The organism is Clostridium sp. CTA-7, assembly GCF_054768095.1.
The window spans coordinates 1-19,562 of record NZ_BAAAAV010000007.1 but is presented as its reverse complement, the minus strand read 5'-3'; the positions used below and the strand labels follow the sequence as shown (position 1 = coordinate 19,562).

Annotated in this window: 21 protein-coding genes; 4 read left to right on the top strand and 17 right to left on the bottom strand. The window is 26.1% G+C overall.

The window, feature by feature from the left end; all coding sequences use genetic code 11:
- Positions 1-135 precede the first annotated feature (135 nt).
- Complete coding sequence (locus ACYUEX_RS13320; RefSeq protein WP_460288624.1) at positions 136-354, top strand: hypothetical protein; 219 nt, start codon at positions 136-138, stop codon at positions 352-354.
- 51 nt (positions 355-405) lie between these two features.
- Here ACYUEX_RS13320 and ACYUEX_RS13315 read toward each other — a convergent pair whose 3' ends face one another.
- From ACYUEX_RS13315 to ACYUEX_RS13280, 8 genes are all read right to left on the bottom strand, one after another.
- The gene (locus ACYUEX_RS13315) at positions 406-633 is read right to left on the bottom strand and encodes a TIGR04540 family protein (RefSeq protein WP_411167682.1); all 228 of its coding nucleotides are present in this window, start codon (positions 631-633) and stop codon (positions 406-408) included.
- Positions 634-728: 95 nt separating this feature from the next.
- Complete coding sequence (locus ACYUEX_RS13310) at positions 729-2,495, bottom strand: ABC transporter ATP-binding protein (protein ID WP_460288623.1); 1,767 nt, start codon at positions 2,493-2,495, stop codon at positions 729-731.
- A 1-nt stretch (position 2,496) separates the two neighbouring features.
- Positions 2,497-4,224 (bottom strand): ABC transporter ATP-binding protein, encoded by a 1,728-nt coding sequence (locus ACYUEX_RS13305; RefSeq protein ID WP_460288622.1) that lies wholly within the window; start codon positions 4,222-4,224, stop codon positions 2,497-2,499.
- Positions 4,225-4,247: 23 nt separating this feature from the next.
- Positions 4,248-4,793, bottom strand: coding sequence for a hypothetical protein (locus ACYUEX_RS13300; protein ID WP_460288621.1), 546 nt, complete (start codon positions 4,791-4,793; stop codon positions 4,248-4,250).
- Between the two features lie 543 nt (positions 4,794-5,336).
- On the bottom strand, positions 5,337-6,026 hold the full coding sequence (locus ACYUEX_RS13295; protein ID WP_460288620.1) for a M48 family metallopeptidase: 690 nt from the start codon (positions 6,024-6,026) through the stop codon (positions 5,337-5,339).
- Between the two features lie 17 nt (positions 6,027-6,043).
- Positions 6,044-7,204 carry an MFS transporter gene (locus tag ACYUEX_RS13290; RefSeq protein ID WP_460288619.1) on the bottom strand — a complete coding sequence of 387 codons (1,161 nt, stop codon included), beginning with the start codon at positions 7,202-7,204 and terminating at the stop codon, positions 6,044-6,046.
- A 256-nt stretch (positions 7,205-7,460) separates the two neighbouring features.
- Positions 7,461-7,841, bottom strand: coding sequence for a desulfoferrodoxin (locus ACYUEX_RS13285; RefSeq protein WP_411167688.1), 381 nt, complete (start codon positions 7,839-7,841; stop codon positions 7,461-7,463).
- A gap of 76 nt (positions 7,842-7,917) precedes the next feature.
- Entirely contained in the window at positions 7,918-8,325 is a 408-nt protein-coding gene (locus tag ACYUEX_RS13280) for a hypothetical protein (RefSeq protein WP_460288618.1), read from the bottom strand.
- A gap of 177 nt (positions 8,326-8,502) precedes the next feature.
- Between ACYUEX_RS13280 and ACYUEX_RS13275 the strand changes: the two genes are divergently transcribed.
- Positions 8,503-9,366: a S66 family peptidase gene (locus ACYUEX_RS13275; RefSeq protein WP_460288617.1), complete on the top strand. Its 864-nt coding sequence runs from the start codon at positions 8,503-8,505 to the stop codon at positions 9,364-9,366.
- Positions 9,367-9,475: 109 nt separating this feature from the next.
- Positions 9,476-9,913, top strand: coding sequence for a GatB/YqeY domain-containing protein (locus tag ACYUEX_RS13270; RefSeq protein ID WP_460288616.1), 438 nt, complete (start codon positions 9,476-9,478; stop codon positions 9,911-9,913).
- A gap of 29 nt (positions 9,914-9,942) precedes the next feature.
- On the opposite strand, the gene ACYUEX_RS13265 is transcribed toward ACYUEX_RS13270, so the two are convergent.
- The 5 genes from ACYUEX_RS13265 to ACYUEX_RS13245 all read right to left on the bottom strand — a co-directional run bounded on the left by ACYUEX_RS13265 (position 9,943) and on the right by ACYUEX_RS13245 (position 14,431).
- On the bottom strand, positions 9,943-10,356 hold the full coding sequence (locus tag ACYUEX_RS13265; protein ID WP_460288615.1) for a PTS sugar transporter subunit IIA domain-containing protein: 414 nt from the start codon (positions 10,354-10,356) through the stop codon (positions 9,943-9,945).
- A gap of 91 nt (positions 10,357-10,447) precedes the next feature.
- Complete coding sequence (locus ACYUEX_RS13260; protein ID WP_411170691.1) at positions 10,448-11,329, bottom strand: DMT family transporter; 882 nt, start codon at positions 11,327-11,329, stop codon at positions 10,448-10,450.
- Between the two features lie 85 nt (positions 11,330-11,414).
- Positions 11,415-11,606 carry a YuzB family protein gene (locus ACYUEX_RS13255; RefSeq protein WP_411167693.1) on the bottom strand — a complete coding sequence of 64 codons (192 nt, stop codon included), beginning with the start codon at positions 11,604-11,606 and terminating at the stop codon, positions 11,415-11,417.
- Positions 11,607-12,017: 411 nt separating this feature from the next.
- Positions 12,018-13,217 carry an acetate/propionate family kinase gene (locus ACYUEX_RS13250; protein ID WP_460288614.1) on the bottom strand — a complete coding sequence of 400 codons (1,200 nt, stop codon included), beginning with the start codon at positions 13,215-13,217 and terminating at the stop codon, positions 12,018-12,020.
- Positions 13,218-13,411: 194 nt separating this feature from the next.
- Positions 13,412-14,431: a homocysteine S-methyltransferase family protein gene (locus tag ACYUEX_RS13245; RefSeq protein ID WP_460288613.1), complete on the bottom strand. Its 1,020-nt coding sequence runs from the start codon at positions 14,429-14,431 to the stop codon at positions 13,412-13,414.
- Positions 14,432-14,808: 377 nt separating this feature from the next.
- Between ACYUEX_RS13245 and aspD the strand changes: the two genes are divergently transcribed.
- Positions 14,809-16,437 carry an aspartate 4-decarboxylase gene (gene aspD, locus ACYUEX_RS13240; protein WP_460288612.1) on the top strand — a complete coding sequence of 543 codons (1,629 nt, stop codon included), beginning with the start codon at positions 14,809-14,811 and terminating at the stop codon, positions 16,435-16,437.
- A gap of 105 nt (positions 16,438-16,542) precedes the next feature.
- Here the strand turns inward: aspD and ACYUEX_RS13235 are convergent, their stop codons facing one another.
- From ACYUEX_RS13235 to ACYUEX_RS13220, 4 genes are all read right to left on the bottom strand, one after another.
- Positions 16,543-16,983, bottom strand: coding sequence for a PTS sugar transporter subunit IIA (locus ACYUEX_RS13235; protein WP_460288611.1), 441 nt, complete (start codon positions 16,981-16,983; stop codon positions 16,543-16,545).
- Positions 16,984-17,011: 28 nt separating this feature from the next.
- Complete coding sequence (locus ACYUEX_RS13230; protein ID WP_460288610.1) at positions 17,012-18,421, bottom strand: PTS fructose transporter subunit IIC; 1,410 nt, start codon at positions 18,419-18,421, stop codon at positions 17,012-17,014.
- Positions 18,422-19,342, bottom strand: coding sequence for a 1-phosphofructokinase (gene pfkB, locus ACYUEX_RS13225; protein ID WP_460288609.1), 921 nt, complete (start codon positions 19,340-19,342; stop codon positions 18,422-18,424).
- Between the two features lie 20 nt (positions 19,343-19,362).
- Positions 19,363-19,562, bottom strand: a 200-nt coding sequence (locus ACYUEX_RS13220; RefSeq protein WP_460288608.1) for a class II fructose-bisphosphate aldolase, incomplete at its 5' end; no start/stop codon positions are given.

Below are 19,562 nucleotides of genomic sequence, written 5' to 3'. Positions count from 1 at the left end.
CATTTAAATATATTTTAATATATTATCCTTAATAATATTAAATTTTTTAAATATATAATATTAAAACATTTATAACATTTGACTATTTCTTACATTTATTGTATAATATTGTTATTATTGTTTTGAGGTGATTCAATGAAAATAAATAGTTGCTATGAAGCAGCGCTAAGAATGTTTGAGCTTTCTGAAGAGCTAAGCCTATTATTAGATCAAAATCAAAACTCTACTTCAGAAAAATATAGAGAAATTATATCTAAAAAAATTGATAAAGTTGAAATGGAATTTTTAACGCTAAAGCATTCGCTTGATAAAATTCAATACGAAGAAAAGAAACTCAATATTCTTAATATATAATTATATTTAAAATTAAGCCTCCATAGTTAACTATGGAGGCTTTTATTTGTTTTAGCTTTTAATTATTTTATCAATTATTTCAACTCTTTCATCACCAAGGTAAGGATAGATTTTCAATGAAATTTTACCTTCCTTATAAACTCTATCTCCATTTGCAGAAACTATTTTTTTTACTTTACTTTCTAAATCATCATAAGTTAATAAATCTTCTAAATAATTATCAACTAAATCTTTTAAGCAAGTTGCTAACTCCTTTGGGTTTCTATATACAGCTCTCATGTTTTTCTCCTTATTACTTTTCTAAAAGTTTTATAAATCTATTATAAATACTATATTGATATTTTTCTAGTATTATTTTAAAAATATACCTTGTTTTATGCACCTTCATTTAAAAAACTATATTGTGCTTTAAATAAATTATAATATATTCCTTTAATTTTAATTAAATCATCGTGAGAACCAACTTCTTGAATTTCACCATTTTCTATTACAATTATCCTATCACAATCTCTAATTGTAGAAAGTCTATGAGCTATAACAAAAGATGTTCTATTATCTAAAAGTTTCTCTATACCTTTTTGAACTATTATTTCAGTTTGAGTATCTATATTAGATGTAGCTTCATCTAATATTAATATCCTTGGATTTGCTAATAATGCTCTAGCAAAAGATATAAGTTGCCTTTGGCCTAATGAAAGCCTTGAACCTCTTTCATTTACTTCTGTATCATATCCATTTTCTAAAGATAATATAAATTCATGAGCATTCACAGCTTTTGCTGCCTCAATTATTTCCTCATCTGTAGCGTCTAACTTTCCATATCTAATATTTTCTTTTATTGTAGTAGAAAACAAGAAGGTATCTTGAAGCATAATTCCCATTTGACTTCTCAATGAGTGTAAATTATAATCCATTACATTTTTATCATCTATTAATATTTCTCCATCATTGGGATTATAAAATCTGCTTAATAATGACACTATTGTTGTTTTACCTGCGCCAGTTTCACCTACTAGTGCTATCTTTTCCCCTTTCTTAACATTAAAAGATATATTTTTTAAAACTAAGCTATCTTCATATCCAAAAGATACATTTCTGAATTTTACTTCACCATTAATAGATCCAATATCAGGTTTATTTAAATCATCCTTTATAAATGGTTCTATATCTAAAATTTCAAAAATTCTATCTCCTGCCGATAAATTTGTTATTAATGTATTATAAAAGTTAGATAAATTCATTATAGGCCTCCAAAACATACCTATATACATTGTAAAGGCAATTAATGTTCCTACTTCTATACTACCGGTTTTTATTAACCTATAACCTACAAAAAAAACTACAATAGTTCCTGCTCCCCATGAAAGTTCTACTAATGGCCAAATAAAATCATTTATCTTTACAGCCTTTAAAAAACTTTCTAAGTGATCCCAAACTAAATCTTTAAATTTTAAATCCGTAGAATTTTCTTTGGCATATGATTGAACTACTTTAATTCCAGAGATATCTTCATGTGTAAAACCATTTAATATAGATCTTTTACTTCTATATTCACTCCATCTTTTTCTTGAGTTTATTTCTATGAAAAACATTCCTAGACCTAAAATAGGAAGCAATAAAATACATGCTATTGCAAGCTTTACATCTAACATTAACATGAAAATAATTACTGATAACAAATTAATCAATTCTGGTATAACTGATTGTATGCTTTGATCAAATAAATTTTTTAATGAATTAACATCTCCCATTACTCTAGCTAATATTTTTCCAACAGGTCTACTATCAAAAAAGGTAAATGGTAACTTTTGAATATGAGTATATAATTCCATCCTTATATTAACTAATATATTATTGGTCACATAACTAACTATTTTCCATTTTATTTTAGAAAAAATAAGAGTGAATATATTTATTATAATTAAAAATATTCCAATTAGAACTAATCCTTTTATATCTTTATTTTTTATGTTATCATCTATAGCTATTTTCATTAAATAAGGATTTAAATTATTTGAAATAGTAATCAAGCCCATAAGTATTATCGAGATTATAGTTTCTCGCTTATACCTTTTTAAATATGAAAATAGCCTGAAAATAACTTCTTTTTTGCTTCTAATCATTTCATTATCTTTAGGCATTTTAAATAACCTCCAAATTATTGAAATCTTTAAATTGCTCTTGATATACTTTATAATAGTGTCCTTTTTTCTTTAAAAGCTCATTATGATTTCCCTTTTCTATTATGCAACCATCTTTCATAAATATTATTAAATCTGCATTTTTAACAGCTGATATCCTATGAGCAACTAATAAAGTTGTTTTATTTTTCTTAATATAATTAAGGTTCTTTAATAACTCATGCTCGGTATCCATATCTAATGCCGAAGTTGAGTCATCTAATATTAATATTGGAGCTTGTCTAATTATTGCTCTTGCAATTGATAGTCTCTGTTTTTGCCCTCCTGAAAGTCCAACTCCTCTTTCGCCAACCTCAGTTTTAAAATTACTTTCTAAATCTTCAATAAAATTTAAAGCACAAGCTTTTTTTGCTCCATCCCTTATTTCATCAATTGATGCACTACTATTTCCAAATGTTAAATTATTTTTAATTGTATCTGAAAATAAGAATGTATCTTGTTGTACAACTGCCATGTTATTTCTAAGAGCACCTAAGTTAATATCTTTTACATTTATTCCATCTATCTTTATTTCTCCATTAGTTGCATCATAATACCTTCCTATAAGAGATAATAGAGTAGACTTTCCTGATCCTGTAGCTCCCATAATAGCAACTGTACTTCCTGACTTTATACTTAAGTTTATATCTTTTAATACTAGATCATCATTATATTTAAAAGATACATTTTTAAATTCAATATCACCTTTTATATCTTGAACTTTTTCACCTATTTCAGTATCTATTTTAGTATTCCTATCTAGTATATTGAATATTTTAAAGGCAGATGCTTTATTTTTTGATAGTATATCCATAAGCCATCCTATCATTCTCATAGGCCAAATAAGATTCCATATATATCCTGAAAATGCAATAAGAGTTCCTAATGATATTTCATTTATTAATACAAAATATCCCCCTAATATTATCATTACAACTAGACTTATATTTGTCAAAAACTCCACGAAAGGAAAGTTTTTAGAAATTGTTTTCGCTTGCTTCATATTAAGATCATAATAATCCTTATTTAAGGATAAAAATCTCTTTATTTCATGCTTTTCTCTACTAAATGCTTTAACTAATCTAACTCCAGCTATATTTTCTTGTGCCATTGTATTTATTTCTGCCGTTTTATCACTAATTTCTTCGTATCCTTTATTTAATTTTTTCTCTAAATTATAAGCTATAATTCCTATAGGTGCTAATATAATTAAACAAATCAATGTTAGTTTCCAGTTTAAATAAAATAATATTATTGTACTAAATATAAAGTATAATATATTTTCAACAAAAAGCCTAAGTCCAAATCCAATAGTTTGCCATATATTCTCAATATCTTCGCCTATTCTAGACATTAATTCTCCTGTATTAGTATTATCAAAGTAATTAAATTCAAAGCTTTGTATATGCGAAAACAATTCTGTTCTCAAATCAAAATGAACTTTTACACCTATATAATCGTATAAATATTCTTTTAAATAACCTAATATTGCCTTTATCAATGTTAATATTAAAAATCCAAATAATATTGGTAAAATAATAGAATAATTTTTATTTATTATTCCATTATCAACTATTATTTTTTGCAACATAGGTGTTATTTGATCTATAGATATAATTAATATCATAGAAATTGTACCAATAGCTAAGGCTTTTTTTTCTTTTAATAAATATTTTATAATTCTCTTCATAACACCCCTCCTAATTAAAATATTTATTCTTCATAAGTTTCGATTTCAGTTATTTCATATACTTTAATAGTTCCATCACTAGTAATCCATGATATTGCTTCTTCCTCAAAATCCTTTTTTATATTAATTGGAATAATTAAATATTCTTCATTTTCTAATGATTTAGATAAAGCTTCATAATTTTCATTTCTATATTTAGTTATATATTCATGAATATTAAATTTATTTTTATTTTCTATATTAAGTTTATGAACTCTTATATCTTTTACTTCCAAGCCAGTAGTCATTATATATAATGAGTTTCCATCTCTATTAATTACTTTTGATGAAAATCCTTTAGAATTAAGATCCTTCTCTACCTTTTTTATAAGAGACTTTATATCTACATCTCTTTCTTTAGATGTGGCTCTAAAAATAATAGTATCATCTTTATTCTCTATCCTTCTTTCATTTGAATCACTTTGTTCTTGTTTCTTAGTTTCTTCTTCATTAATATCTGTTTTACTTGTATTTGTACAAGCATAAAGAATTAAAATTGCTGGTAGTAATAAAATAATAACTTTTTTCATATGTTTTCTCCTAAGTTTTATTGATAAAATTAGTATTCCAAATCTTCATTATAAAAAACTTATAAAGTATATAAAAATTATAATTTAAATTACTAAAACAAATTCAAAATCTATATTTCTAAGATAAACTTTAAACTATTTTCCAAAAATCACTATATATTAAATATTATTTTAAATACATAATAACTTTTTTATCTATAAAATTTAATAAACAATTGAATTTTAAAAAGAAAATTATTAAGACTTTAAATAAATATAAGAAATATTTTGATAATTATTGAAATGATAATTTTCAAAGTGAATCTTATGATAAATGAATTAATAAATTTTAAATACTAATTTTTAAGGAAATTATATATTAAAATAAAGAAAGATAAAAATAAACTTTAAATAACTGATTTTATCCTTTTGTTATGACACAGATTTAGATGATTAATTACCATTATATAATTATATTAAAAAATATGAAATACTAATTTTATAAAAATAATGTTATAAATGTTATAAAATAACTATTTATAATTTTAAATAATATAAATAGAGCTATACTAAATTCATTAGCATAGCTCCATTTTCTTTTAGCCAATTTTTGCTTTCTTTGTAATTAGGACAATACTGTTTAACTAAGTCCCAGAAATCTTTTGAGTGATTCATATGTATAATATGACATAACTCGTGGATTATAATATAATCAATTACGAAATAAGGCATTAACACTAATCTCCAATTTAACCTAATTTCTTTTTTAGAGTTACAACTCCCCCATAAACTTTTTTGATTTTTAATAATAATTTTAGATGGTTTTAACAAAATTTTATTAGAAATTTCCATTACTCTATTACCAATAATATCTGTTGCTAATTTTCTATACCAATTCATTATTTCATTTTTTATATATTCATCCTCTAAGCATAAACTATTTATTACTAAATTTTTATTATCTATATAGATATTATTAAGCTTTGATTCTTTTATAACCAAATTATAGTATTCACCTAAAAATAATCTCTTATTTTCTTTTATTAGATTAGTTTTATTTATTTTTTTTAGGGTTTTTAATATCCAATTACTTTTTTCTATAATAACTTTATTAATATATTCATGGCTAATGCCCTTTGGTGAAAATACGTGTATCTCTCCTTCACCATCTATTTTTATTGAAATATTTTTCTTATTTTTAAATATTAAATTATATTCAATTTCTAAATTATTAATATTTACTTTTCTTTTCATAAATACCTCAAAATAGTTTATGCATTCAATTTAATCTTACTTTTTGAATTAGGTAGGAAAGTAAAAAATATTATTACAGATAAAACTAATAATATAAATCCAACTATATACATTCCACTATATCCAAATTTCCCTTGGACTAAACTATATATAGACGGATATATAAAGTTAGAGCCTCCTGTGCTTAAAACAGAAAGAACTGCAAAGGAAGTTGCAACTAAACTTTCATCTAATATTTCTCTTAAATATTTAAATAAAAAGCTTAAATATAATCCATACATTATTCCATGAAGCTGATCTCCAAGGACTATAAGTACTACGCTGCCACTTGAAAACATTAGTACCTTAATTGCTGCTATTGATAATGCTATAGTAAGACATTTTTTACTATTTGCGTTACTTATATACTTAGCAACTAGCATAAATGAGAAAAACTCAATTACTACTCTAAAGCTTATTGATGTACTATAAATTTTATTTGCTTTATCTACATCTCCAACTATATCAACTAAATATGATGAATAAGCAAAATCTAGCCCCATGTAGCTACCCATACCTAAGAAAACTACTATTACAAGCAAAATAATATTTCTATTCTTAAATAAATCTGTTATTTTTGTATTGTTCGCAACTTCTTTAATTTCTACATTATCATTAAGTTTAAATACAATAGTAAGCATCATAGCAATAATCATAGCTAGTGCAAGCAAATGTAATATTCTATAACCAAAGGTAGTAATAATTCCTCCTGCTATAAATACTATGCATGCATATCCAATAGATCCCCATTTTCTTATATCTGAAAATTCATATCCATTTTTTATTGATAACTCCTCTATATATATTTCAAATATTCCAGCTACAGAGCCTAAAACTGAACCATATATTGGAGCAAATATTATAGACAAATCCTTATTTATAAACATTAATCCTACTATAGCTATAAATACAATGGCTAAGTAAATTAATATAAATCTATTTTTATTTTTTGCCTTTGAAAATTTATTTGATAATATAGGTTGCGCAATTAATGTAAATAACGCTCCTATAGATACTACTCGTCCAACTTCTGATAAATTCAAACCAATTTGTTGGTTTAAATAAGGAAAATAGAATGTAGTCAATATACTAAAAATACCAAAAGTCAAAAAAGTAGTGATACTATAATACTTTTTCATCTGTATTACCTCCATTTTTTTATTACCATGTGTAATTCTATCACCTGTATATAATAAAGTAAATAAAAAAGTTCACCTATGTAAGTTTCGCTTATTCCGTCACTTCGCTCCAAGTCATCGCAAAATTACATAGGTGAACTTCAAAGCTGAAGGAAGGAATTATAAAAAGTTATTCACTGGGTAAACTTTTTATAATTTCCTAAAGAATAAAAAATAATGCTATCCTAGATTTCTAAGATAGCATTTTATTTTTATATTATTTAGTACTCCATAATCCATGTAAATTACAATATTCTCTAATTCTATCCACTTCTCCATTTATTGTAAATTTAGCCTCTGGTTTTTCATTTGGATTTAAATCTTTTCTTACAACTTCTCCATCCTTAGTTATAACTTCTATCCATTGAATGAAGTGCTCATTTATCATAGGATGTTCAACTTCTCCAACTTTTACCAAAAGTTGTCCATCTTTTTCTTCTGCTACTGGAATATGTTTTTCTACAGCTGCATCTACAGTATTTTCATTTAAAAGTGTCATTGGTTTACCACAACATACTAAAGTTCCTTTTGCTTCATTTAAAACTTCAACCATAGAGCCACATATTTCACATTTATAAACTTGTAATTTCTTAACCATAAAATCACTCCCTTTTATTTATTTACTACATTACAATTATATCTTACTATACATTGGTATTATTTACAAAGGCTCTCTATAAATTTATTGCATCTTCAGCCAATGTTCTAACATAATTATACTCATTTACTTCAAAATACTTAAAATATATGCAAATCTCTAACGTTTCTATAAAGTTAATTAATTTGTTTACTAAAATTTCTGTACTTGGGTTTAGATATAATTTATTACCGTTTAAATAATCAACAACCATCAAATTAGATAAATAAACTGTTATACTAGTTACATTATTTTGCTTTAATATTTCATCGATTCCATAAAATATAGCATAAATTTGAGCTTCACAGCAAGTTCCAATCCCTATGTTTCTTGAAAATGATATTTCTTTCCCTTCATCACTTAAAATTACTCCACCAATACCAATATCACTTTGAAAGTTTCTTGAATTTTTACATCTCCCATTTACATAAAGTCTATACTTCATATATCCTCCACTTATAAACTTCTATACTATAAAAATATTCATCCTATAATGTTAATATTCTTTATTAAATATACATAATATAAAACTTTAACAAGCTAAATTTTTAGTTTATTTGATTTTTTTCTTCTTCTTTCTTATACTTAAAATTAAATTAATAAATATTTATGGAGGATTTTTATGGAAAATATATTGAATGTTAATGACACACTAGGGTTAATTTCTTGTTCAAATGGACTAGATAAGAATATGAAAATTAATATAGAAAATTTAATTAATATTTTATCTTCCATTGGAATAAATGTTATATGTTCCAATGTACTATATAAAAATGATAAAGGTATTTCTTATGATGCTGAGATTAGAGCAAAAGAGCTTATGAACTTTTATCTAAATAAAGATATAAAAGCTATTTTTGATTTATCTGGTGGAGACTTGTGTAATGAAATTTTAGATTACTTAGACTACGATAATATATCTGAAGCTAACAAACCTTTTTTTGGGTATAGTGACTTAACAGTGATTTTAAATTCACTATATAAAAAGTCTAAAACTATAAATTACAACTACCAACTTAGAAATCTTATAAGAGAAGATAGCATAAACCAAATTTCTAATTTTAAAAATAGTATCATAGATGGAGAAAATAATTTATATGACTTTAATTATAAATGGATTCAAGGAAATTCTATGAATGGAGTAGTTATTGGTGGTAATATCAGATGTTTCTTAAAATTGGCTGGAACAGAATATATGCCAGATTTTAATAATAAGATACTTTTTCTTGAAGCTCTAAGTGGAGATATTAATAAAATTTCTACATTTATAACGCAATATCAACAAATTGGTGCATTTAATAACCTTAATGGTATTTTATTAGGTAGCTTTACAGAATTAGAAAAATCTCAAAACTCTATTAGAGTTGAGGATATTATAATTAAAAAACTTAAAGATACTAATATTCCAATAGCTAAAACCAGTGATATTGGTCATGGAGCAAATTCAAAATGTTTACCTATTGGCAGATATATAAATTTAGATTAATAAACTACTCTTAGTTAGATTCCTTGCAATAATATTCCTTAAAGTATATAATTTTAACAGGAATAAACTATATGGTTTATTGTAAGTATTACCAGTGAGGTGAGTAAATATGTTAAAAGAAGAATTAAAAAAGAACGAAATAGCTGCAATGAAAGCTAGAGATAAGCAAACAGTTAGTGTTTTAAGATTAGTAAATTCAGAAATCAAAGCTTTTGAAGTTAATGAAAGAAAAGATATTTCTGATGAAGATGTTGTAAGAATCATAGAAAAACAAATTAAACAACTTAAAGAAGCTCTTCAATACGCTATTCAATTAAATGACAATGATAAAATTGCTGAAGGAAATTTCGCAATTAATTTATTAACACCATATCTTCCAGCACAATTAAGTGAAGAAGAAGTTGAGTCTATGCTTAAAGATATAATTACAAATGGCAACTATGGAGTTTCAGATATGGGAAAAATAATGAAAGAAATTATGCCAAAAGTTAATGGAAAGTTCGATAGATCAAAAATAAATCCTATGGTAAAGAAAATATTAGGCTAAATAAAACCCCTCTCAACTAATGGGAGGGGTTATTTTACCTTCTTTTCATCTACTGTATGAACCAATGTACTTGGGAATTCATTTTTTAGTGTTTTAATAAGTTTTATTGGATCACAAGTGGAGTTCTGTCCTATCATAATCCCCTCTAAAACTATTGGTAAGTTTACACCAGATAAAACAGTGAATCTATTATAATCATATATAGAATTCATTAAAGCCATCTTAAATGGACTTCCTGCAAACAAATCACAAAACACTATTATATCCTCATATACTTCTAAATCATTTAATGCTACTTTAATTTTATTATCTAATTCATACAAAGTATCACCATCAAGGAAATCAACTGCTTTAACATTTGAATAAGTTTTATCAAAAAGCTTACAAGCACTATATAGCCCTGTTGCAAATTTTCCATGACCAACAATAATAAAACCTATCAATTATTAATCACCAACCCTCTTAATTATAATATATAATACTATTCTATGTTTATATATATAATATAATTAAAATAATTTAACTTTTTGCAAATTATTTTCTCTCAAGCTTGTCTAATCTTTTATTATAACTAAAAATATAGTAAGAGGCTAAAAAAATTATGAAATAACCAATAAAGCTTAAATAATCTGGTAATGTTCCAAAAACAAAAAAGCTTATTATAGCTGAGAATATTATATTTGAATAATCAAATATTGATATCTCCCTTGCTGGAGCATATTTATATGCAATAGTTATTCCAAATTGTCCTATACTTGCAAAAACCCCTGCCATTATTAAATAAGCTAGTTGCTCTATAGTCATAGGAGTATATACAGCCATCATAAATGGAAGAATTACTATTGATGAAAATAATGAAAAATAGAATACTACTGTATAATGTTTTTCCTTTCCCCCCAAAACTCTAAGACAAGTATATGCACCAGCTGCAAAAATTGCTCCTAAAAATCCCATAATTGATGGAATCATATCTAAATTGAAGCTTGGCTTTATTATAAAAAGAGCTCCTATAAAAGCTATAATTATAGCCAAAATTTGCTTTAAGTTAATTTTTTCTTTTAAAAATAAAGCTGAAAATATTATTATAAAAAAAGGACTTAACTTATTCAACATATTTGCATCTGATAAAACAAGCTTATCTATTGAATAAAAGTTTAAAACTATACCGATAGTTCCTAATACAGATCTTAATATTAATAACTTTTGACTTTCTTTCTTTCCAAAAAAACTTTCTTTATTTTTTATAATAAACACTAATGCTATAACACAGGATACTATATTTCTAAAGAAAGTCTTCTGAAAGGATGGTAAATCTCCTGATAGCTTTACAAAGGCAGACATTGCTGCAAATCCAAAGGCTGAGAATATTAAAAATATTATCCCCTTATTCCTGTTACTTAAGTTATTCACTATTATCACTCCTTTATTAATACATTATATACTATTTTAATTATAAAAATTTAACACCCTAGAGTTATATTACCCTAAGGTGTTAAGCATTCTATTCTTCTATTTGTTTTATAAACTCTTCTTCTGTTTCAGCTTCGATATATTTTCCATTTGCATAAGCAATGATTAACCCATCTCTACCTCCACATTCTCCAATACAACTTACTTCTATATTATCTTTTCCAAACTTTTCTTCTAACTTTTCTATTTCTATTCCTGAACATGTTGGACAAACTGATATCATAACTTTTCTCCTTTATATTTAAATTTCTTATAATGTAATTATACAAATAATGATTATTATTTACAACTTCTAATTATTTAAATAAGATTTATTTATCTTTTAAAATCTTCAAATTTCTAAATAATATATGAATTTTTATGGTTTTATAAAATTAAATTTTCATCAATCGTTTTTAATAAGAACTTATATGAATTTTATATGTAATTGTATCCTGTAGTCTATTAGTATATACATCTAATCCAAAGTCATTTTCCTAGTCTCAATATACAATAAATTTTTCTAAAGTATAAATTGTTTTTAAAAGAAAAATCTAAGTACAATTAATATTTCTTCTATATAAAGCATATTTATAGCTAATATAAGTATAAAAATAGTCTATATGCTTTTGCTACATATAGACTATTTTTTATATTATTTATTATTTACTAATTTAAAAGTATCTCTTGCAATCATTAATTCTTCATTTGTAGGAATTTCATAAACCTTAACTTTTGATTCTTCATTTGAAATTTCTTGAATTTCACCTCTAATTGAATTTTTTTCATCATTTATAGTAAATCCTAGGAATTCTAATCCTCTTAAACATTCTTTTCTTGTTAATGATGAATTTTCACCTATACCAGCTGTAAATACTATAACATCAACCCCACCCATTATTCCAGCGTAAGAAGCAATTTGTGCTCTCACTTTATAATGGAATATATCTAAAGCAAGTTTTGCTCTTTCATTACCATTTTCAGCTGCTGAGATAACATCTCTAAAATCTGATGATACTCCTGATATTCCTAAAACACCTGACTTTTTATTTAATAAGTCACCTATCTCCTTAATATTATATCCTTGATTTTCAACAAGAAAACTGATTACGGATGGATCTATGTTTCCTGATCTAGTTCCCATCATAACTCCAGCTAAAGGTGTGAATCCCATAGACGTATCTATTGATTTTCCTCCCTTTACAGCTGCTAAAGAACAACCATTTCCTAAATGACATGTTATTATTTTTAAATCCTTTATGTCTTTCCCCATAACCTCTGCAACTTTTTCAGAAACGTATTTATGGGATGTACCATGGAAACCATACTTTCTTATTCCGTATTTTTCATAAAGTTCATATGGTAATGGACAAATATATGCTTCCTTCGGCATAGTTTGATGGAAAGCCGTATCAAATACTGCTACCATAGGAGTATTTGGCATAAGCTCTCTACAAGCTTCAATCCCAACTATATTTGGTGGATTATGAAGTGGTGCAAGAGATATGCAGTCTCTAATTGAATCTAAAACTTTATCATCTATAACTACAGATTCTGAATATTTTTCTCCACCATGAACAACTCTATGTCCAACAGAAGATATCTCATCCATAGATTCAATAACACCATGTTCTTTATTTACTAAAGCTTCTAAAACTAATTTAATAGCTGCTTTATGATTTGGCATTGATTCTTTAATTATGTATTTATCTTTTCCTTCTACTTTTTGAGTTAATATAGAGCCATCAATTCCAATTCTCTCTACAAGTCCTTGAACTAATGATTCTTCTGTACTCATATCAATTAATTGATACTTTAAAGATGAACTTCCACAATTGATTACTAAAGTTTTCATAAATAATCTCCCTCACATTCATTTGTTTCATTAATTATATAATACACTAAAAATCTATATATTCAAATTCATTGATTATCCTTTTTTCTATAAAAATTTATAATAAAACTAAACAAGGTTATGTATTTAGCACTTTGCTCTATTTTACTGAAATTTTTATCCCTCTTATTTTTAAATTTAATCGTTTTAATTTATTATATATTTGAACTTGAAAATTTTCTTATAATTCTTGGCTTGTATTTTTTAGATACATTTGAAATTAATCTTATATGTTCATAAGTAGTACCACAGCAACCACCTACAATATTCAAGTAGCACTCCTTTAGCATTTCTTCAATATATTTTAATGTTATCTCTGGAGATTCCTCATAAAGTCCTAATTTGTCTGGTAATCCTGCATTTGGATATACAGATACAAAGAAATCTTGTATTTCTGATAATTCCTTTATAAATGGATTTAAATTTTTTGATCCAAATGAACAATTTAATCCCACTGAAATTACATTTTCATCTTTTATAGACTTAGCAAAGTCTGAAAAATTTTCTCCAGAGAAGAGTTTTCCAGATTCATTTGATATTGTTCCTGATATCATTATAGGAAGATTTCTATTTTTAAATCTAAAAACTTCATTGGAGGCCATAATGGCAGCTTTAGCATTTAATGAGGAAAAAATAGTTTCTATTAAAATTAAATCTACTCCTCCATCCATTAAAGCGGCTATTTGTTCTTTATAAGCATCTTTCAATTCATTAAAAGAAATATTACCACACTTAGAATTTTCAATATCTAAAGATAAAGAAACTATCTTATTTGTTGGTCCTACTGCACCTGCAACATATCTTTTCTTACCGTCCTTTTTTAGGTAATCATCACAAGCTTTTTTTGCTAGTTTAGCACTCTTATAATTCAGATCATAAACTAAGTGTTGAAGACCAAAGTCCTTTTGTGATATTTTATTGGAATTTAGTGTATTAGTTTCAATTATATCTGCACCAACATCTAAAAATTTTCTATGTATTGAATCAATAATCTTAGGATTAGTTATACTTAATAAATCATTATTACCCCTTTGATTAAATTTAAAGTTCTTTAAAAGTTCTCCTCTATAATCTTCTTCTTTTAACATAAATTTTTGAATATTAGTTCCCATTGCCCCATCAATAACTAATATTCTTTTTTCTAAATCCTTAACTATTTCAAAATTCAGATTCATTATATACTCCCCTTTTACTCTGCTATTTTTCTTACTTAAAATAAAGTTTAAGCTATTATATATATGTTCTAATTAATATTCTACATTATCTATGTTTAAATTAAAATCAATAGTTAAAAGTCAAAATGCAAGTTTAATAGCGAATTAGAATCATATATATTTTTAAATTTTACATATATAGGTTCTTTAAAATCATCTTATAACTATATAACTTACAAAAATTGAAATACTATATTAAATGTAGAAACTTTAATAGAACCTATATATATTTTTTATTATTTATTGTAAATATTTTTCACTAAATTATTATATTTAAGGAATAATATTTATCTTATCTACAAAAACTAAAATAAAATTTTTTATTAAGGAGAAAATATATGGACAAAAATTTACAACGTAAAGAAATTGAAAAAATCTATGGTAAAATAAGTCCATTTGAGTTTAAAAATAAATTAATAGAGTTAGCTAAGGGTGAAAATAAAAAAACAACTCGTGCACTTTTAGATGCTGGTAGGGGGAATCCAAATTGGACTGCTTCTACTCCTAGAGAAGCATTTTTTACCTTTGGACTTTTTGCCGTCGAAGAAACAAAAAGAGTTTTTAGCTCTAATGATTTAGCAGGGACACCTAAAAAACAGGGAATTTATGATAGATTCAATAAATTCGCAATTAAAAATAAAAGCTTACCTGGAATTGAATTACTACAAAGTATAATTGAATATGGTATAAAAGAAAAAAAGTTTGATGCTGATAATTATTTATATGAATTAACAGATGCCATTATTGGAGATAACTACCCATTTCCAGATAGAATGCTATTTCATATAGAACAAATAGTCCATGACTACTTAGTTCAGGAAATGTGCTACAATAAACCTCCATCAGGTAGATTTAATATCTTTGCGGTAGAGGGTGCTACTGCTGCAATGTGCTATATATTTGACACTTTAAATTCAAATATGCTATTAAATCCTAAAGATAAAATAGCTATAATGGTGCCTATTTTTACTCCATATTTAGAAATACCTCATTTACCTAGATATGATTTAGAAATAATTCCAATAAAAGCCTCTGAGATAACAGCTAATGGAACACATACTTGGCAATATCCTTTATCAGAGCTTGAAAAACTTAAGGATACTTCTATAAAAGCATTATTTATAGTTAATCCAAGTAATCCACCTTCTGTTTCTTTAAGTGATGAATGTAGAAAAAATTTAGTTTCTATTGTAACAGAATATAATAAGGAGCTAATGATAATATCTGATGATGTTTATGGAACCTTTCTTCCTCAATTTAGATCACTAATGGCAGATTTACCTTATAATACTATAGGGGTCTATTCATTTTCTAAATATTTTGGAGTTACTGGGTGGAGGTTAGGTACAATAGCAATTCATGAAGAAAATGTATTTGATAAACTTCTTAATAATCTATCTAAAGATAACAAGGAGATCTTAAATAGAAGATATAGTGCCATGCAATTAAATCCAGAAAATATTCTTTTTATAGATAGAATTGTTGCTGATAGTAGGCAAGTTGCTTTAAATCATACAGCTGGACTTTCTACACCTCAACAAGTTCAAATGGCATTTTTTTGTGCTTTTTCCTTGTTAGATGATAAAAATAAATATAAAAATCAAACTATAGAAATTTGTCATAGGCGTCAAAAATTATTATTTGATGGCCTTGGTTTAGATTTAAGAAAAGACATCTATGATGCATCATACTACACAGAATTTGATTTATTAGAATGGGCAAATTCTAATTACGGTAAAAAATTTGCAAAATATCTTGAAGATAATTATAAGCCTGTTGAAATACTCTATAGATTAGCACAAGAATCATCAATAGTACTATTAAGCGGAGCTGGATTTGACGGACCAGAATGGTCTATAAGAATTTCATTAGCAAATTTAAGAGATGAAGACTATTCTATTATAGGCAAAACAATTCGTAAGATACTTGATGAATTTGTATTTAAATGGGAAGCAAGTACTATCTAAAAAAGATTAAATAAATAAAGTAACCTAAATAAAACATATCTATAATAAATTATCTTTATATAATTTATTATGAAAAGGGACTATTTAAAATAGCCCCTTTTCACTCTATAACATATCAATTATTTCTTTTTTAGATTTACAATTTAATATACCTTCTCTAAATTCCGTATGCATTAACTTTCTTGAGAGATTTGCTAAAGCCCTTAAATGTAAATCACTTTGTTCTTCATTAACTGCAATCATAAAAATCATTTTTATATCTTGTCCATCTATTGAACCATAATCTATCCCATTTTTAGCTAATCCAATTGCTATTCTTGGTTCTTTTACTGCTTTTGATTTTGCGTGAGGAATAGCTATTTCAAAACCAATTCCTGTATTACTTAATTCTTCCCTTGCCAATATATCTTCTTTAAACTTATTCTTATCAGTAACTACTTTATCATCTTCTAATAGTTCAATCATTTCATCTAAAACTGAATTTTTATCTGTAGAAACAAGTTCTAGTTTTATTGTACTTTCTTTAATTAAATCTTTTAATTCCATAGTAAAAATCTCCTTTAAAGCTTTTTGTTTATGATAATTTTTTATTTAAGTTTGTTTTATATAATCCATATAATATAGCTCCAACTAATGAACCAATTAATATACATCCTACCCAAACAAATGGTTTTTCTACTATTGGAAGTATTAAGAATCCACCATGTGGTGCAGGAACTTGAACTTTCATTAAATAAGTTAATATAGCTGATACAGATGATCCTGCCATTAATATAGGAATAACTCTCAATGGATCCTTAGCTGCAAAAGGTATTGCTCCTTCTGTTATATGTGTGAACCCTAAGATATAGTTAACTAAACCTGCTGCTCTATCTTCTTCATTAAATTGTTTTTTAAATATTGTTGTCGCTAATGCTATTACTAATGGAGGAGTTATACACGCTGCTGAAACACCAGCCATAAAGTAATAATTTCCTTGTGCTAAAAGCATTGTTCCAGTAATATATGCTGCTTTATTTACAGGTCCACCAAAATCAAACGCTGCCATACAACCAATAACTAGTCCTAAGAGTATTGGATTCGCAGATTCTAATGATGCAAGCCAACTCATAACTGAGTTATTTAAATATGCTACTGGTTCACCAAGTAAAGTCATTAGAATACCTGTTGCAAGTATTCCAAGTATAGGTAATAAGAAAATTGATTTTAAACCTTCGAATTGTCTTGGAAGTCCCTTTAACAATTTAATTAATCCAAGCATTAAGTATCCTGCAAAGAAACCAGCAATTATTCCCCCTAAGAATCCAGCTCCTGTTGAAGCTGCTATCAATCCACCTACAAAACCTGCAACCATACCTGGTCTACCTGCTATTGATGATGCTATAAAGGCAGTAAATATTGGAACTATCATGGAAAATGCTGTTCCACCTATTCCTTTAAGCATTGCTGCAATTTTATTATATTGATCTGAAGCTGGATCTGCTGAATATATCCCCCATAAAAAAGAGATTGCAATTAATACTCCACCAGCAACAACAAATGGTAACATATGAGAAACGCCATTCATTAAGTGCTTATATATACTTCTACCAAATGATTCTTTCCCTATAACTTCATCTTTCTTTTCTATTTTTTGATTACTATTTTTATTTTCATCTATCATTGACTTTTTTATAGGAGCCTTTCCATCTAATATAGCCTGAATAAGCTCTTTTGGTTTACGTATTCCATCTTGCACTGAAGTTTCTATAATTGGTTTCCCTACAAATCTATCAACTCTAGCATCTTTATCTGAAGCTATTATTACACCATCAGCTTCTTTTATATCTTTTTTGGTTAACTCATTTTCAACACCAATGGCACCATTAGTTTCAACTTTAATTTCAACACCCATTTCTCTAGCTGCTTTTTTTAATGATTCCTCTGCCATAAAAGTATGAGCAATACCAGTTGGACATCCTGTAACAGCAATAATTTTTTTCATTTAAATTACCTCCCTAACCTCTAATAAATTTATATATTCATTAACTTTGCTTAAAGTCCCAAGTCCACTTGATTCAGCAACATTTGCTCCTGTTGCTGAAGATTTCTTTAATGCATATTCGATGTTATTACCTTTTAGCCACTCACTTAGAAATGCTGCTAATGATGAGTCACCTGCACAAGCAGAGCTTAAAAGTTTTATTTTAGGTGCTGTACAATAATATGCTTTCTCACCATTATAAAAATACATTCCCTTTTCTCCTAAAGTTAAAAGAATATTTTGAGCTCCTTCATTTTTTAAATACTTTAATACATCTAAAGCATCTTTTTCATTATTTATATCTAATCCAAATATATCTTTAACTTCCTCATCATTTGGCTTAATTAATAAAGGATTATATTTTAGTAAATCTTTTAATTTTTTTGAACTTATATCTAAAATCACATCAATTTTTCTTTTGCTACATATCTGTAACAACTCATCATAATAATCTTCATTTATACTCAAAGGCAAGCTTCCGCTTATAATCAAATAACTACAATCCTCAGATTTTTCTAAATAGCTTAATAGATTCTCTTGAGTCTCTCTTGGTACAAAGGGCCCTTTATTAACATATTTAAATTCTTTACTATCTACTGTATCTATAAAAACATTAATTCTAGTTGCTTCATCAATCCAAAATGATCCTACTTGTATATCTAATTTCTCAAGTTCATCTACTATGAACTTACCTGTAAATCCCCCAAAGAATCCTAAAGCTTTACTTTCTACTCCATAATGATTTAATACAAGAGATACATTTACTCCTTTACCATTTGGAGAGTAATTTAAGTTAGTTGTTCTATTAACCTTAAATGATTCGTAACTTTCTGCTGTAAAATTCATATCTATTGCTGGATTAGTTGTTAGTGTATATATCATTAAACTCTCCCCCTTTCCTATTAAGCTCGTCCATTACTTCCACAAACCATTATTTTGTGAGCAACTATTTTTTTCATAGCTTCTTTACCAGGAGCCATATATTTTCTTGGATCATTAGCATCTGGATTTTCAATAAAGTATTTCTTTACTGCATCAGAAAATGGTATTTTTAAATCTGTTGCTACATTAACTTTGCATATTCCAAGTGAAATAGCCTTTT